General features: G+C 69.6%; 15 protein-coding genes. 5 read left to right on the forward strand and 10 right to left on the reverse strand.

What is annotated here, in order from left to right:
- Window positions 1-74 precede the first annotated feature (74 nt).
- The 3 genes from IU449_RS22140 to IU449_RS22150 form a co-directional block, all read right to left on the reverse strand.
- Window positions 75-851, reverse strand: a complete 777-nt coding sequence (locus tag IU449_RS22140) for an adenosylcobinamide-GDP ribazoletransferase (protein WP_195004025.1) — start codon at window positions 849-851, stop codon at window positions 75-77.
- Window positions 848-1,927, reverse strand: coding sequence for a nicotinate-nucleotide--dimethylbenzimidazole phosphoribosyltransferase (gene cobT, locus IU449_RS22145; protein WP_195004026.1), 1,080 nt, complete (start codon window positions 1,925-1,927; stop codon window positions 848-850). Before cobT ends, IU449_RS22140 begins: the two co-directional genes overlap by 4 nt.
- A gap of 277 nt (window positions 1,928-2,204) precedes the next feature.
- Window positions 2,205-3,176, reverse strand: a complete 972-nt coding sequence (locus IU449_RS22150; RefSeq protein WP_195004027.1) for a helix-turn-helix domain-containing protein — start codon at window positions 3,174-3,176, stop codon at window positions 2,205-2,207.
- 86 nt (window positions 3,177-3,262) lie between these two features.
- Here IU449_RS22150 and IU449_RS22155 point away from each other — a divergent pair, with 86 nt between their 5' ends.
- Complete coding sequence (locus IU449_RS22155; RefSeq protein ID WP_195004028.1) at window positions 3,263-3,421, forward strand: hypothetical protein; 159 nt, start codon at window positions 3,263-3,265, stop codon at window positions 3,419-3,421.
- Window positions 3,422-3,562: 141 nt separating this feature from the next.
- On the opposite strand, the gene IU449_RS22160 is transcribed toward IU449_RS22155, so the two are convergent.
- Window positions 3,563-4,243 carry a DUF3043 domain-containing protein gene (locus IU449_RS22160; RefSeq protein WP_324188374.1) on the reverse strand — a complete coding sequence of 227 codons (681 nt, stop codon included), beginning with the start codon at window positions 4,241-4,243 and terminating at the stop codon, window positions 3,563-3,565.
- A gap of 175 nt (window positions 4,244-4,418) precedes the next feature.
- Between IU449_RS22160 and IU449_RS22165 the strand changes: the two genes are divergently transcribed.
- Both IU449_RS22165 and IU449_RS22170 read left to right on the forward strand, forming a co-directional pair.
- Window positions 4,419-4,769, forward strand: coding sequence for a HesB/IscA family protein (locus IU449_RS22165; RefSeq protein ID WP_040795354.1), 351 nt, complete (start codon window positions 4,419-4,421; stop codon window positions 4,767-4,769).
- A 151-nt stretch (window positions 4,770-4,920) separates the two neighbouring features.
- The gene (locus tag IU449_RS22170; protein ID WP_195004029.1) at window positions 4,921-5,889 is read left to right on the forward strand and encodes a carbohydrate kinase family protein; all 969 of its coding nucleotides are present in this window, start codon (window positions 4,921-4,923) and stop codon (window positions 5,887-5,889) included.
- Between the two features lie 43 nt (window positions 5,890-5,932).
- Here IU449_RS22170 and asnB read toward each other — a convergent pair whose 3' ends face one another.
- Window positions 5,933-7,876, reverse strand: a complete 1,944-nt coding sequence (gene asnB / locus IU449_RS22175; protein WP_195004030.1) for an asparagine synthase (glutamine-hydrolyzing) — start codon at window positions 7,874-7,876, stop codon at window positions 5,933-5,935.
- A 459-nt stretch (window positions 7,877-8,335) separates the two neighbouring features.
- Here asnB and IU449_RS22180 point away from each other — a divergent pair, with 459 nt between their 5' ends.
- On the forward strand, window positions 8,336-9,322 hold the full coding sequence (locus IU449_RS22180; protein WP_228805540.1) for a cytochrome c oxidase subunit II: 987 nt from the start codon (window positions 8,336-8,338) through the stop codon (window positions 9,320-9,322).
- A 13-nt stretch (window positions 9,323-9,335) separates the two neighbouring features.
- Complete coding sequence (locus IU449_RS22185; protein ID WP_195004032.1) at window positions 9,336-9,752, forward strand: cytochrome c oxidase subunit 4; 417 nt, start codon at window positions 9,336-9,338, stop codon at window positions 9,750-9,752.
- 251 nt (window positions 9,753-10,003) lie between these two features.
- On the opposite strand, the gene IU449_RS22190 is transcribed toward IU449_RS22185, so the two are convergent.
- The 5 genes from IU449_RS22190 to IU449_RS29210 form a co-directional block, all read right to left on the reverse strand.
- Window positions 10,004-11,281 carry an FAD-binding oxidoreductase gene (locus IU449_RS22190; protein WP_195004033.1) on the reverse strand — a complete coding sequence of 426 codons (1,278 nt, stop codon included), beginning with the start codon at window positions 11,279-11,281 and terminating at the stop codon, window positions 10,004-10,006.
- 57 nt (window positions 11,282-11,338) lie between these two features.
- Entirely contained in the window at window positions 11,339-12,103 is a 765-nt protein-coding gene (locus tag IU449_RS22195) for a sporulation protein (RefSeq protein ID WP_195004034.1), read from the reverse strand.
- A gap of 165 nt (window positions 12,104-12,268) precedes the next feature.
- Complete coding sequence (locus tag IU449_RS22200) at window positions 12,269-12,991, reverse strand: lysophospholipid acyltransferase family protein (RefSeq protein WP_195004035.1); 723 nt, start codon at window positions 12,989-12,991, stop codon at window positions 12,269-12,271.
- Between the two features lie 177 nt (window positions 12,992-13,168).
- Window positions 13,169-14,164 carry an ROK family protein gene (locus tag IU449_RS22205; RefSeq protein WP_195004036.1) on the reverse strand — a complete coding sequence of 332 codons (996 nt, stop codon included), beginning with the start codon at window positions 14,162-14,164 and terminating at the stop codon, window positions 13,169-13,171.
- 1 nt (window position 14,165) lies between these two features.
- Window positions 14,166-14,801 carry a hypothetical protein gene (locus tag IU449_RS29210; protein ID WP_228805476.1) on the reverse strand — a complete coding sequence of 212 codons (636 nt, stop codon included), beginning with the start codon at window positions 14,799-14,801 and terminating at the stop codon, window positions 14,166-14,168.

Genomic DNA, 14,801 nt, shown 5'->3' on the forward strand with positions numbered 1-14,801 from the left:
ATCGGCAAGGAAAAGTACCGGTCGGTTGTATTCGGCGGAACGTGGACGACCGTTCTGGTCCCCCGACCCGGGAATCAGGGGGTTGCCAGTGAGAAGCCGATCGCCGCGACGGCGACCGACACCTCGATCGCGGCGCCGAGCACATCGCCGGACAGGCCCTCGAAACGGCGCACACAATGCCGGACCAGCAGCAGCGCGACGGCCAGGGCGACAAGGGTGGCCACCGGGCCGAGCCACGCGCGATCCGGCACCGCGAATATCGCGCACACCGTCGCGGCGAGGATCCAGAGCGCGCCGGTCAGCCGGGACTGGGTGCGGGCGACCAGCGCGCCGAAGCCGGTGCCCGCGGCCGGCGACGCCCCGTGACAGGCGAGCACGACGGCGACCCGGCCCACGGTGACCGCGAGCGCCAGTGCGAGCCAACGGCTTTCATCGACGAGCGCCGCGAACGCGAAGGTCTGCACGCCGATCGCGAACACGATGGCGGCGACGCCGAACGGGCCGACATCGCCGCCTTTCATGATCGCGCGCGCTCGCTCGGGTGGGCCGTAGCTGCCGAGACCGTCGGCGGTGTCGGCCAGGCCGTCCAGGTGCATGCCCCGGGTGCCCAGGGCCGAGGCGCCGACCGCGAGCAGTGCCGCGAGTGGAGCGCTGGCGCCGAGATGGACGAACACCCAGGCGAGGGTCGCGGCGAGTGTGCCGAGCGTCGCGCCGACGAGTGGAGCGAGGGCGATCGCCCTGGCCGCGCCTGCCCGGTCCACCTCCTCGGGTCCGCGCACCGGCAGCACGCTCAGCCAGGAGAACGCCAGCCGCGCGCCCCCGGGCCAGGAGACCCGGCGCGGTGCGGTCATGTGGTCAGCGGCACGGTGCGGTCGGGCGTGCTGCCGTCGGCGGTGCTCACGCCCGCCTCGTCGAAGGTCGCCATCTCCGCGAGCGCGGCGACCGCGCCGCGCAGGATCGGCAGAGCCGCGACCGCTCCGGAGCCCTCACCCAGGCGCATCTGCATCTCGATCAGCGGTTCCAGGCGAAGCTGTTTCAACGCGAGGGAGTGCGCGGGTTCGGTGGACCGGTGTCCGGCCACCCACCAGGCGCTCGCGCCCGCGGCCAGATCCTCGGCGACGAGCGCGGCCGCGGTGACCACCACGCCGTCGAGAATCACCGGGGTGCGGCGCTGGGCGGCGCGGGCCAGGAAACCGGCGGTAGCGGCGATATCCGCGCTGGCGGCCACCCGCAGCAGATCCACGGGATCCTTCATCACCGGCCGGGCTCGGCGCATGGCGTCGCGGATGGCGGCGACCTTGCGAATCCAGCCCGCGTCGTCGATGCCGGTGCCACGGCCGACCGCGACGACCGGCTCGGTATTGGTGAGCGTGGCGATGAGCACGGTGGCCGGGGTGGTGTTGCCGATGCCCATGTCCCCGGCGATGAGCAGATCCGCGCCGCCGTCGATCTCCTCGTCCGCGATGGTGACCCCCGCGGCCAGCGCGGCGTCGATCTCTTCCGCGGACAGCGCGTCCTCCCGGTCGATGCTGCCGCAGGAGCGGCGCACCTTGTGCGCGCTGATCGACGGTTCGGTGTCGCCGTCGACGGCGATGTCGGCGATCCGGACCGTCGCGCCCGCAGCCCTGGCCAGCGCGTTGATCGCCGCGCCGCCCGCGAGGAATCCGGCGACCATCTGGGCGGTCACCTCACGGGGATAGGCCGAGACGCCGTGCGTGGCGACGCCGTGATCCCCGGCGAACACCACCACCCGCGCTCGCTCGAACTGCTTCGGCGGGCACGCGCCTTGGCAGGCGGCGATCCAATTGCCGAGCGTCTCGAGCCTGCCGAGCGAGCCCGCCGGTTTGATCAGCCGGGTCTGGCGCGCTTCGGCCTGTGCGCGGATCTCCGCGTCGGGGGGTGCAACCGGTCCGAATCCGTGTGTCACTGGTCGAGCCTCTCGGGTCGGGCAGCGGCGTCCTCGCCGCGGGTGGTCGTCGCCCAATCTTGCCCCGCGCGCCCGCGCGTGCCGAACGCCGCCCTCGAGCGAGTCCCCGCCCGGATACCCGCACGGCGCGCGGTAGCGGGCGCGCTCGGCGTGATCGTCGCGTCGGTCGGCCGATACGGATGCGCCGGAGTGGTGCGACATCGTCGACGAACCGCTCATCGCCGCGGTCAGCGGTGGGGCCACGCCGGAGGAACCGGCCGGTGATCCCGAAGGCCGCTCAGGCGTCGGGTGTGCGGCCGAAGCGGCGGCGGTACTCGGCGGGGGCCAGGCCGACGTGGCGCTGGAAATGGTGGCGCAGCAGCGCGGCGGAGCCGAATCCGCAACGGGAGGCGACGTGTTCGAGACCGAGCCCGGTGTCCTCCAGCAGCTGCTTGGCGTGCAGGATGCGCTGGGTGGTGAGCCACTTCACCGGGGTGGTTCCGGTCTCGGCGGCGAAGCGGCGGGCGAAGGTGCGGGTGGACATCGCGGCGCGGGCGGCGAGTTCCTCGACGGTGTGCGGCAGGTCGAGATGCTCGTTCATCCACTGCAGGGTTTCGCCGAGGCTGTCGGCGGAGCAGTCGGCGACCGGACGCTCGATGAACTGGCGCTGCCCGCCGTCGCGCTGCGGTGGCACGACCATGCGGCGGGCGATGCCGTTGGCCGCGGCGCTGCCGATCTCGCGGCGCACCAGGTGCAGGCAGGCGTCGATGCCCGCGGCGGTGCCCGCGCTCGTGACGAGATCGCCCTCGTCGACGAACAGCACGTCCGGGTCGACGGTGGCCTCGGGGTAGCGGGCGGCGAGCGTGTCGACGTAGCGCCAGTGGGTGGTGCACTTACGGCCGTCGAGCAGACCTGCCTCGCCCGCGAGGAACGCGCCCGAGCAGACGGTCAGGATGGTGGCGCCCGTCTGGTGGGCGTCGCGGAGCGCCTCGATCAGCCGCGGGTCGATGCCGCCCGTGAGGACCTCGACAGGCGCCGCGGGGACCGCGACCAGGTCGGCGCGGCGCAGTTCGGACAGATCGTAGGCCGGAGTGACGGTGACGCCGGGCGTGGTGGAGGCCAGCGGCTTGCCGGGCTCGGCTCCGCACACCTTGAAGTCGAAACCCGGCAGACCGTCGGCGGTGCGGTCCAGGCCGAAAACCTCGCAGACCACGCCGAATTCGAACATGGCGAGCTTCTCGAACAGCACGACGGCGACCTTCGACAACATCCACCGAGTCTAGCTGGCCGAAAATTGACGAACTATGTCAGAACAGCCACTTTCGGAGGAATCTTGATGATCGCAAACTTACTGCCATGACGATGATACTTTTCGCCCTCGCCGGTATCGCCCTCCTCGCTTTCCTCCTCACTCCCGGCTACGGCCCGGCCGGTTCCTCCGATGTCGTCGATCGCGATGTCCAGCGCGCCCGCGCGGAGATCGCCGCCATCGCCGGTCGCGCCGACCACCGCTGACCCGGGCGGCCGACCGCTGTGCATCCCTACGACGGCCGCGGGTTCCCGCAACGATGTCGGCCGAAGGGCGGCGTCGGAAACGACAACGGCCGCCCGTCGCGAGGACGAGCGGCCGTGGCAGCCGAGGAATCGGGGAATCAGTCAGACAGCGTCGCCCGGGCTGACCCGCGGCTTGGGAGCGCGCATCCGGCGGATCTGGGAGGCGCGCACGAAGGCGTACCAGCCGAGCTTGATGCCGGTGTCGGTGGTGTCCGGGAATCGCTCGACGACCCGGTTGTTGACCAGCTTGCCGAGGATGACGCCCTCGATGGCCATGAACAGCATCATCACCAGCATGACCAACGTCACGATGGTCTGCAGGCCGGGCGCGGCGAACATCGACAGGATCAACACCAAGGCCATCGGCATGAACAGGCCCGCCAGATTGCGCCTGGCATCGACGATGTCGCGCACGAAGGCGCGCACCGGGCCCTGATCGCGCGGCAGCAGGTACTTGTCCTCCCCGGCGAGCATCTTCGCGCGACGCTCCTGCATGGCGAGCTTGCGCTCGGCGGCGGCGGCCTTGCGCTCCGCGCGGGTGCCCCGCGGCCCCTTGGCGGCCTTGCGGCGGGCCCGGGCCTCCTTGGCGGTGAGCGGGGCGGGCGCGACCGGGCCGCGCCTGTTGCCTTGTGCCTCACGGCGTTTCGGAGTGGGACGGCCCTTGCCGGGGGTGGTGGCGGCGCCGGTCTTGGTCATGCTGACGGCCGCGTCGTCGTGCGCGTCCGCCGTGGACTCGGCGGTCGCGTCGGTGGTGCCGGCCTGGTCGCGACGGAACAACTTCACGCCGACCAGGCTATTCGATGGCGTGTCGCGCCCCGAAACCCGGTCGCTTTCGGTGAGGCCGTCGTCGCCGGGCGACGCCGCGGTGGCAAGATGGGGGAATACACGAAGGGGAATACCAGCCCGAGTAGTGGCGTTGATGCAACGGGTTGACCTCAGCTGTCCTTTAGGAGCGTTCATGACTGTGCAGAACGAGACCACGACTCACGGCGTGATCCTGACCGACGCCGCGGCGAGCAAGGCCAAGGCGCTGCTGGATCAGGAAGGCCGCGACGACCTGGCGCTGCGTATCGCCGTGCAACCGGGCGGATGCGCCGGCCTGCGTTACCAGCTCTTCTTCGACGACCGCACCCTCGACGGCGACCTGACCGCCGACTTCGGCGGGGTCAAGTTGGCCGTGGACCGGATGAGCGCGCCGTACGTGCAGGGCGCCTCGATCGACTTCGTCGACACCATCGAGAAGCAGGGTTTCACCATCGACAACCCGAACGCCACGGGCTCCTGCGCCTGCGGCGATTCCTTCAACTGACCTGTTCGACCGAGATGGGTGGCCCCCGTTCGACGGGGGATACCCACGCGAGGTGGCTCCTTCCCACGGGCCGGTATTGATACGGTGAAGGCGGGGACCGGTATCTCCGGCCCGCGCCCGCTGCCGCCTACCGTTGAAGGGGCCCCGCCTCGTGTCTATCGCCGTGTCCGCGTCCATCGCGACCGACCATCTCATGCGTTTTCCCGGACGGTTCGCCGATGTGCTGCTGGCCGACCAGCTCGCCAACGTGTCGCTGAGCTTCCTCGTCGACGACCTGCAGATCCGCCGTGGCGGTGTGGGCGGCAACATCGCCTTCGCGATGGGCGTGCTCCATCGCACCCCGCTGCTCGTCGGCGCGGTCGGCGCGGATTTCGCCGAATACCGTGCGTGGCTGGAACAGCACGGCGTCGACTGCTCGACGGTGCACATCTCCGACCGCGCGCACACCGCCCGCTTCGTCTGCACCACCGATGAGGACATGGCTCAGATCGCGTCCTTCTACCCCGGCGCGATGAGCGAGGCCCGTGACATCTCCGTCGCCGAGTTGGCCGAGAACCATTCGTTGGATCTGGTGCTGGTCGGCGCCAACGATCCGGAAGCCATGCTGCGCCACACCGAGGAGTGCCGCGAGCTGGGCATCGCCTTCGCCGCCGATCCGTCCCAGCAGCTGGCCCGCCTCGACGGCGACCAGGCGGTGCGGCTGATCGAAGGTGCCGCCTACCTGTTCACCAACAAGTACGAGTGGGCGCTGCTGCTGCAGAAGACCGGTCTGAGCGAGGCCGAAGTGGCCCAGCGGGTGGGCGTGCGTGTCACCACGCTCGGCGCGGACGGGGTGCTGATCGTCGACCGCGACGGCAGCGAGGTGACCGTCGGCGTGGTCCCCGAGAACGAGAAGGTCGATCCCACCGGCGTCGGCGACGCCTTCCGCGCGGGCTTCCTCACCGGCCACACCTCGGGGCTGAGCATCGAGCGGTCCGCCCAGCTCGGCTCGCTCATCGCGGTGCTGGTGCTGGAGACCACGGGCACCCAGGAGTGGAAGCTCGACAAGGACGAGGCGCTGGTCCGGCTGGCCAAGGCCTACGGCGACCAGGCCGCCGCCGACATCGAGCCGCTGCTCTAGCAGCCCCCTCCGGGGCGGGCCGTTGGTCCCGCCCCGGACGGTCTCACAGCGAGACCGGGTAGACCGGCTCCTGGATCTCGGGCTTGATGCGGTCCTCGACGAAGATGCCGTGCCAGACCATGAACACCAGCAGCGTCCACAGCCGCCTGCTGTGATCGGAGCGGCCCTCGCGGTGGTCGACCAGCATCGCGGTGATCGCGGCCTTGTCGAGCAGGTGGTCGGTCTGCGAGTCGGCGATCTGGGCGTGCGCCCAGTCGTAGAGTTCGGTGCCGCGCAGCCAATGCCGCAGCGGAACCGGGAAACCGAGCTTGGCGCGATGGAGCACGTGGCCGGGCACGATGCCCTCCAGTGCCCGGCGCAGCGCGTATTTGGTGGTCTCCTTGGTGAGCTTCTGATCGAAGGGCAGCTGCTCGGCGACCTTGCGCACCTCGTTGTCCAGGAACGGCACCCGCAGCTCCAGCGAGTTCGCCATGGTCATCTTGTCGGCCTTGACCAGAATGTCGCCCCGCAGCCAGGTGAACAGGTCCAGGTGCTGCATGCGCGCCACCGGGTCCCAGCCGCGCGACTGCGCGTAGATCGGGGCGGTGACGTCCTGATGCGTCCACTCCGGGCGGAACTCGCGCAGCACCGAGCGCAGCTGGGCATCACTGAAGCTGCGGGCGTTGCCGTAGTAGCGCTCCTCGAGCGTCAGCGAACCGCGGTGCAGCAGGCTCTTGCCGCGGGTGCCGTCCGGGATGCGATCCGACAGCTTGCCCGCCAGCCTGCGCAGCCCCTTGGGCAGGTACTCGAAAGGCTTCAGCGACAAGGGTTCCCGGTAGATGGTGTAACCGCCGAACAGTTCGTCGGCGCCCTCGCCGGAAAGCACCACCTTGACGTGCTTGCGTGCTTCCTTGGCCACGAAGTACAGCGGCACCAGCGCCGGGTCGGCCACCGGGTCGTCGAGATACCAGACGATCTCCGGGATGGCGGCGGCGAACTCGGCGGGGGAGACCACCTTGACGACATGGCGGGCGCCGATGGCCGCGGCGCTCTCGGCGGCCACATCCACCTCGGAGTAGCCCTCGCGCTCGAAGCCGGTGGTGAAGGTGATCAGATTCGGGTTGTGGCGCATGGCCAGCGCCGCGACCGCGGTGGAGTCGATGCCGCCGGACAGGAACGAGCCGACGGTGACGTCCGCGCGCATGTGCTTGGCGACGGAGTCCTCGAGCGCGGCGGCGATCTCGTTGTAGCGGGCCTGCTCGGAACCGGGCGTGAACGGGCGCACCGGGAAACGCGGGGTGAAGTAGCGGGTGATCGCCGGCTCGGCACCGGGACGCAGTACCGCGTAGGTGCCCGACTCCAGCCGGCGAACGGCCGCGTGCAGGGTCTCCGGCTCCGGTACGTACTGCAGCACCGTGTAGTGCTCGAGCGCGCGCGGATCGAGTTCGTCGCCGCGCTCGCACGCGGGCAGCAGATCCAGCAGGCTCTTCTTCTCGCTGCCGAACGCGGTGCCGCCGGGCCCGGTGGCCAGGAACAGCGGTTTGATGCCGAACGGGTCGCGGGCCAGGAACAGCTCGTCGCGCTCGGTGTCCCAGACCGCGAAGGCGAACATGCCGCGCAGCTTCGCGACGGCGTCGACGCCCCAGTAGTGGTAGGCGGCGACGATGGTCTCGGAATCGCCCTCGGTGCGGAACATCGGCTGGTCGCCGAATTCTGCGGCGTGCGCGGCTCGCAGTTCCTCGCGCAGTTCGAGGTAGTTGTAGATCTCGCCGTTGAAGGTCAGCGCGTAGCGCTCGGGGGACTCCGGCGGACCCCAGCGCAGCGGCTGATGGGAGTGCTCGATGTCGATGATCGACAGCCGGTTGAACCCGAAGACGAGGTGGTCGTCGTGCCAGGTGCCCCGTTCGTCCGGTCCACGGTGTCGCATGCAGTGCAGCGCGTTGTAGACCTGATCCACGACCTCGGAAGTCGCCGCGTCAGCTGTCAGGAATCCGAGCAGTCCGCACACGTGTCGGCAACCTCGTTTCTCCGGTCGGGGGCGCCGCGTCGCACGCGGCCGAAATGACGTGTCCGAGTATGCCGCACGCGCGCGCAGGACGCCTCATGCGCTGGTCGCGGGGTGCCGCGGGGGCCGCGCCGTGGGGGAACGGGCGTGCGGCCCGAGTGTCGAACGCGACCCGGCGACATAGAGGCCGCCCGTTTGGTCTACGCTGCGTAGTACTCAGGTCGTTCTCAGGCAGGGTGGGTCCTCGGTGGCCGCCGTCCGGAGAAAGATCTGAACGAGCTTTTATCGTGTCGTCAGGGCGGATCGCGGCCCCGACGGCGCACTGTCGGAATGTGTGGCGACCAGGAAGGCGTGAGCGTGGCGCACAAGGCGAGCGAAGAGATCGGGGCACGACCCGTTCGGGGTCGGCAGGGCCGCATCCTTCGGCGGGCCGGGCTGGCGGTGTCCTTGGGGATCACCGCGATGCTCGTCTCGGGCTGCTCCATCGACAATGTTTGGCTGCGGTTCGGCTGGCCCTCGGGCGTCACGCCGCAGGCCACCCGGATGCGGGAACTGTGGACCTGGTCCGTCGTGGCCGCGCTGATGATGGGCGTGCTGGTCTGGGGTCTGACCTTCTGGACCGTCGTCTTCCACCGCAAGAAGAAGGGCTCGCCGGAGTTCCCGCGTCAGACCGGCTACAACGTGCCGCTGGAACTGACCTACACGGCTATCCCGTTCGTCATCATCGCGGTGCTGTTCTACTTCACCGTCGTGGTGCAGAACTACGTGCACGAGAAGGTGGCGGATCCCGACGTCACCGTCGACGTCACCGGCTTCCAGTGGAACTGGAAGTTCGGCTACCGCGAAGTCGACTTCAAGGACGGCTACCGCTTCGACGGCATCGACACCGCCCGTGAGGCCGCCGCTGCCGAGCAGCTGAAGGCCTACGAGGAGCGCATCGACCCCGAGCACGGTCACCCGCAGCCCGGTCCGGTGCACGGCCACCCGGAGAACGACCTGTCGTTCCTGCACTACGACACCGTCGAGACCGTCGGCACCAGCACCGAGATTCCGGTCCTGGTCCTGCCGACCGGCAAGGTCATCGAGTTCCAGCTCGCCGCCGCCGACGTGATCCACTCCTTCTGGGTGCCGGAGTTCCTGTTCAAGCGCGACGCGATGCCCAACCCCAAGGAGAACAACTCCGACAACGTCTTCCAGATCACCGAGATCGACACCGAAGGCGCGTTCGTCGGCCGGTGCGCCGAGATGTGCGGCACCTACCACTCGATGATGAACTTCGAGATCCGGGCGGTTTCGCCGGAGAAGTTCACCCGGTACCTGGACGAGCGCCGCGCGGGTAAGACCAACGCCGAGGCCCTGTCGGCGATCGGCGAGTCCCCGGTGGCCACATCGACCAGTCCGTTCCAGACGGATCGCTCGGCGAAGAGCGCGTCCGGCGAGTCCGAGTGAGGATTGATCTGACATGAGGATCGAAGCACGCATCTTCGAACTGTTGACGGTGTTCTTCATCATCGTCTCCGTCGTCTACGGCTTCTTCACCGCACAGTCGCGTACCGGCATCGAATGGGCGGGCACCACCGCCATCGTGCTGACCGCGGGTCTGTCGTTGATCGTCGGCACCTACTTCCGGTTCGTCGCCCGTCGCCTGGACCTGCGTCCGGAGGACTACGAGGACGCGGAGATCGTCGACGGCGCCGGTGACCTCGGCTTCTTCTCGCCGGGCAGCTTCTGGCCCATCCTGCTGGCCGGCGCGGGTTCGATCGCGGCCCTGGGTCTGGCCTTCTTCGAGCCGTGGCTGATCGCCGTCGGTGTCGTGGCTGTCGTCGTCGCGGCCGGCGGGCTGGTGTTCGAGTACCACCTCGGCCCCGAGAAGCACTGAGCCGGACTCTCGGCGGGCTGCTCCGGTAGCCCACACGAGACACAGCGACAGCAGCGCCCCCACCCGTACGGGTGGGGGCGCTGCTGTGTTTCCACAGGGGTGCGCTCGTCCGCACGGGGGCGCTCGTCCCGGGCAGGCTTTCGGTGTCGCGGGTGGCCGCCGGAGTGGAATGCCCGCCTCGTGGGGACTGCCGAAGACGGCGAAGGCCGAATGCGTCCGCCAACGCATCCGGCCTTCGGGCGTCGCTCTGTCTACTGCGCCGATTCGTAGCGCAGGGCGCGCTCGGAGGCGCAGATCTCGTCGATGCTCGACACGATGTCGCGCAGCAGTTCCGAGGGCAGCGCCGAGGGGCGCAGGCGGCAGGTGAAGGTGATCAGGCCGTGGTCCTCGTGCGGCAGGTTGCGCGCGGCGGCCTCGGCGCGCAGGTAGTTCGAGCGCACGCCATAGGTCATCGCCGAGATGACGGTGAAGCAGCCGGTGCGCTCGCGATGCCCGGAGAACAGATCGTGCAGCCGGTAGAAGACCGAGGAGTAGGTCGACATCGGAGCGAAGATGCCCACGCGGTAGGCCGGGCCGCGCTCGGAGGAGCTGATGACCGTGTCGGCGAGGTATTCCGCGTCGCGCAGGGTGAGCACCTTCGGTGCGAACATCAGCGCGCCCGCCGCGGCGTTGCGCACCGGCATGCCCGCGCGCCCGCTGGCGTGCGAGGCGATGGCGCCCAGGCCCTTACGGGCGCGGGTGCCGACGTCGCGCCGGGCCTTCAACGAGCGGGTCGGCGCGGTCGGGAACAGACTCGACCACTGGCCGAAGCGGACCGTGCCCAGTTGCACGTGGCCGGTTCCGACCGGACGCGCGACCTTGAGCGGCTGGGTGTCGACCCAGCGGCCCACCTGCAGCGCGGCGTTGCCGGGCCGGGAGATCTCGCTCTGGGCGTGCTCGACGAAGGAGTCGAAGTCCAGGAACCGGTGGGCGTCGGTGGTGAGCCAGGTGTGGTCCTTGTCGACCTCGATGGTGTCCAGCGTCAACGCGGTGATGATGCCCGCCCGGCCACCCGCGCCGAGGATGCGGTGGAAGCGCTCGGTGTGGTGATCGCGCCCGCAGGTGCCGATGCGCCCGTCCGGATCGACGTACTCCAGATCGACGACCTGGTCGATGAACAGGCCGTGGCGGTGCGAAGCGCTGGAGACACCGCCGACGGAGGCGAATCCGCCCGCGGTGATGTCCCGGTGGTCGCCGACGATCGGCAGGCCGAGGCCGTGCGCGCCGAGCCTGCGGTCGATCTCGGAGAGCTTCGCCCCCGCCTGCACCCGGACGGTCTTGCGACCCAGGTTGATATCCAGTACGGCGTTCATCCTGCGCAGCGACACCACCGCGCGGTGATCTGGCACCTGCAGTCCCTCATCGAGGACCTCGCCACCGACGACCGTGAGACCTTCGGCGCGCACCCGCGAATCCCGAACAGTGCGAACGACATCCGCGGTGTCACGAGGTAGATATTCTTCGGTGGAGACAGACTGCGACGTGCTCATGGGTCAAAACTTAACCACAGCCGCGCGAGTTGTGCGCACTCGAATCCGGGACAGCGCTCAGGAGGCCAGACGCGCGATCCGGTGGTGGATCTCACCGGCCCAGTCGATGCCGTCGAGGCGGTGGTGTTCCATCCACAGCGCGTCGAACACATCCCGTCCCTCGGTGAAGAAATTGCCGCGCTTGTCCGCTTCGAAGACCACACTCATCCCGGTCTCGGTGGCGATGAACGTGACCTCGAGCTGGTTCAGGCTCGGGTAGTGCGGCGAGCCCGCGAACTCGATCTCCTGATAGAAGGGCAGCGTCTGCGGGGTGTTGTGCACCCGGCCCTGCTCGACGTCGGCGCTGCGCAGGTGGAAACCCAGACGCTCCACGGCTTCCAGCACGATGTGCTGCGCCGGGAGCGCGCCGACGCCGATCGGGTCGGTGTCGCCCGCGTCGACCGCGCCGCGGATGCCGACTTCGGTGCGCAGCGAGACCACGGTGCCGGGCAGGTGCCTGCCGTTGTAGAACGTAATGGGGGTTTCCATCGGCGCGCGGGCGGCGAACCGGAACGACATCTCGGCCTCGGCGGGCAGATGGAACGGGCCGGTCACCCCCACCGGGGCGAAGCCGACATCGCTCAGGCCCTCGTGGTCCTCGTACTCCTGCTCGACGCGGGTCACGAACTTCACGGCGATGTACTCCACGTCCTGAGCGACGCGCCCGCCGCGCAGCCGGATCGTTCCCTCGACCACGCCGCCGGGCTGCACTCCGGGGGTGAACAATTCGGTCTCGACCTCGGCCCCGCCGACACCCGCGGCGGCCAGCAATTTCTTGAACATGCCGGGAAGTGTGGCGGGCGGACCTGAAGAAGATCTTGTGGTCGGCTTGCGTTGTGAGCAAGGTCATCGCGCGTGCAGCCCGGTATACACCGGGACGAGCCCGCTGTGCGGAAACGAAAAAGGCTCCGAACCCCATGGGGGCCGGAGCCTTTCGATGAAAGTCGCTCAGCTCGCCGCGGAATCCGGGATCCGGGTGGCTTCCGGCCGGGAACCCGACGGAGTGCCCTTGAGACTGTGTGCGTAGACGTCGACGTATTCCTGGCCGCTCAAACGCATCAATTCGTACATCACCTCATCGGTGACGGCGCGCTCGACGAATCGATTCCCCGCCATGCCCTCGTAGCGCGAGAAATCGATCGGGGCGCCGAATTTCACGGTCACCTTGTGCCTGCGCCAGCGGAACGGTCCGGGCGGGGACACCTTGTCGGTGCCGATGACCGCGACCGGGACGACCGGCACGCCGGTCTCCAGCGCCAGTCGCGCCATACCCGTCTTGCCCTTGTAGAGGCGGCCGTCGGGCGAGCGGGTGCCCTCCGGGTAGAGGCCGACCAGCCTGCCCTGGTCGAGCAACTTGCGGGCGGCGTTGAGCGCGTCCTCGGCGGCGTCGGCGCCGCTGCGGTCGATGGGGTATTGGCCGGTGCCGCTGAAGAAGAACTTCTGCAGACGCCCCTTGATCCCGGGGGTGGTGAAGTACTCGGCCTTGGCCAGGTAGTTGATCCGGCGCGGGCTCAACAGGGGAGCGAAAAGCCAGTCGGCGAAAGAAAGATGATTACCCGCCATGATCGCCGGGCCGTCGGCCGGAATATTTTCCAGGCCTTCCACGGTCGGGCGGTTGTAGGCGTGGATGAAAGGCCCCAGCAGCGCGAATTTCAGAAGCCAGTAGAACATGACATCCTTCCCCCAGGGGACCGGGATCGGTGGGTGGCAGACGTGCGACCTATGCGACTTTACCGCTGGTCGGAGTACTCATCCAACCACGGAGGTTGCGGTGATGCGGATTCGCCGCGCCGCACCGCGCCGGTCTGGTCACAATGCGGTTACCGGCGGGTTGCGGGCGCGCTGCGGCTATTGTCCGCGAGGCGATCTCGTCGACGCCGAACCGGTCCGGGAAATCGCGGCTCTGGCGAGTTCGGCGGCGCCGATCTCGCCGGCCGCCTCACCCAATTGCGTGGTCCTGATGCGTGCCAGCGGACGGTGTCCGGCGCCGGTGACCGAGCGGGCGTACTCTTCGCGCGCCTCGTCGAGGAACAGTGGCGCCGAACTGCTCACCCCGCCGGCGACCACGATCAGATCCGGATCGAAGATGTCGCTGACGAAAGCCAGACCCAGACCGAGCCACCGGCCGAAATCGGCGACCGCCGCCACCGCTACCGGGTCGTCGTCCTGCGCCGCGCCCGCCACCCGCCGACCGGTGAGCGCGCCCGGTTCGGCGGCGACCTCGGCTGCCAGCAGTGTCGACTCGGACGGATCGGTGGCCAGCATCTCGATCGCGGTCTCGGCGAGGGCGGTGCCGCTGCAGTAGCGCTCCCAGCAGCCGCGCTTGCCGCATGCGCAGCTGCGGCCGTTCGGGACCACTTGCAGGTGGCCGAGTTCCGGGGCCACGCCGTGGGTTCCGCGATAGAGCGTGCCGTCGACGAGCAGCGCCGCGCCGATCCCGGTGCCGATCGCGACCAGCACGACATTGTGTCCGCCCGCCGCGGCGCCGAACCGGTACTCGGCCCACGCGGCGGCATTGGCGTCGTGCTCGAGGATGACCGGCAGGCCGAGCCGTTCGGTCAACTGCTGTGCGACAGGGGCGTCGCGCCAGGGCAGGTGCGGGGCGAACCGGACGGTGTCGCGGTGTTCGTTGACGAAACCGGCGACCGCGAGGCCCACCGCGGCGATCGGGTGGCGCGCGCACAGTTCCCGCACCGCGCGGGCCAAGGCGTCCTCGAGCGCGCGGGCGCTGTGCGGCGTAGGGGACTGGACGGTGTCGAGGACCTGTCCGCCCGCGTCGACCACGGACGCGCGAATGTTGGTGCCGCCGACATCGATGCCGACGGTCAGGGGAGCGCCCGTCACGTCAGGTCCTGATCGTCACGGGGATGTCGGTGTAGCCGGAGCGCTTGCGGGTCGATGCCGAGCGTCGGGATGATCGGGTCGGGTCGCCGATCCCGCCCGTCCGGTCGCCGCGTCCGCCGTCGGCGCCCGCGTCGCGGGTGGTGGTGTCCTCGTGTGTGGTGCCGGGGTCTGCCGTGGTGCCGGATTCCGCTGTCGCGCCAGGACTTTCGGTGGTGCCCGCTGCCTTCGCGGGGGTGGGATCCGACGTGGCGTGTGGGTTCGCGGACGGGGCGGTGCCGGTGCGGACGTGCGAGTCGCGGTGGGTGTGCGAGTCGCGGTGGGTGTGCGGACCCGCGGGGGCGTCGGTGGGCAGGACCGGCTCGACGGGCGCGCCCGCCAGTGCTTCGCGCAGGACGGTGACGATGGCGGTGCCGTGGTCGGCGATCGCGGTCAGCACGTCGTGGTGTTCGCCGCGGAGCAGGGCGGCGGTCGCGCAGACCGGGCACCAGCTGCAACTCGACCACTCGGGTCGGTCGTCGGCGGCGCTGCGCAGAGCCGGTTCCACCCGCTCCAGGACGGTCTCGGCGAGCATGCGCAGTTCCGCGGCGAATTCGGCGAAAGCATCCGGCTGGTGTTCGTGTGCGGAGGGTCGGGGCAC

Source organism: Nocardia higoensis (assembly GCF_015477835.1).
Classification (GTDB): domain Bacteria; phylum Actinomycetota; class Actinomycetes; order Mycobacteriales; family Mycobacteriaceae; genus Nocardia; species Nocardia higoensis_A.

Excerpts from the sequence above, each read along its gene's own strand:
- IU449_RS22140 (WP_195004025.1), bottom strand. The coding sequence starts at position 851 with ATGACCGCACCGCGCCGGGTCTCCTGGCCCGGGGGCGCGCGGCTGGCG.
- IU449_RS22150 (WP_195004027.1), bottom strand. The coding sequence starts at position 3,176 with ATGTTGTCGAAGGTCGCCGTCGTGCTGTTCGAGAAGCTCGCCATGTTC.
- IU449_RS22155 (WP_195004028.1), top strand. The coding sequence starts at position 3,263 with ATGACGATGATACTTTTCGCCCTCGCCGGTATCGCCCTCCTCGCTTTC.
- IU449_RS22165 (WP_040795354.1), top strand. The coding sequence starts at position 4,419 with ATGACTGTGCAGAACGAGACCACGACTCACGGCGTGATCCTGACCGAC.
- IU449_RS22180 (WP_228805540.1), top strand. The coding sequence starts at position 8,336 with ATGCTCGTCTCGGGCTGCTCCATCGACAATGTTTGGCTGCGGTTCGGC.
- IU449_RS22185 (WP_195004032.1), top strand. The coding sequence starts at position 9,336 with ATGAGGATCGAAGCACGCATCTTCGAACTGTTGACGGTGTTCTTCATC.
- IU449_RS22190 (WP_195004033.1), bottom strand. The coding sequence starts at position 11,281 with ATGAGCACGTCGCAGTCTGTCTCCACCGAAGAATATCTACCTCGTGAC.
- IU449_RS22195 (WP_195004034.1), bottom strand. The coding sequence starts at position 12,103 with ATGTTCAAGAAATTGCTGGCCGCCGCGGGTGTCGGCGGGGCCGAGGTC.
- IU449_RS22200 (WP_195004035.1), bottom strand. The coding sequence starts at position 12,991 with ATGTTCTACTGGCTTCTGAAATTCGCGCTGCTGGGGCCTTTCATCCAC.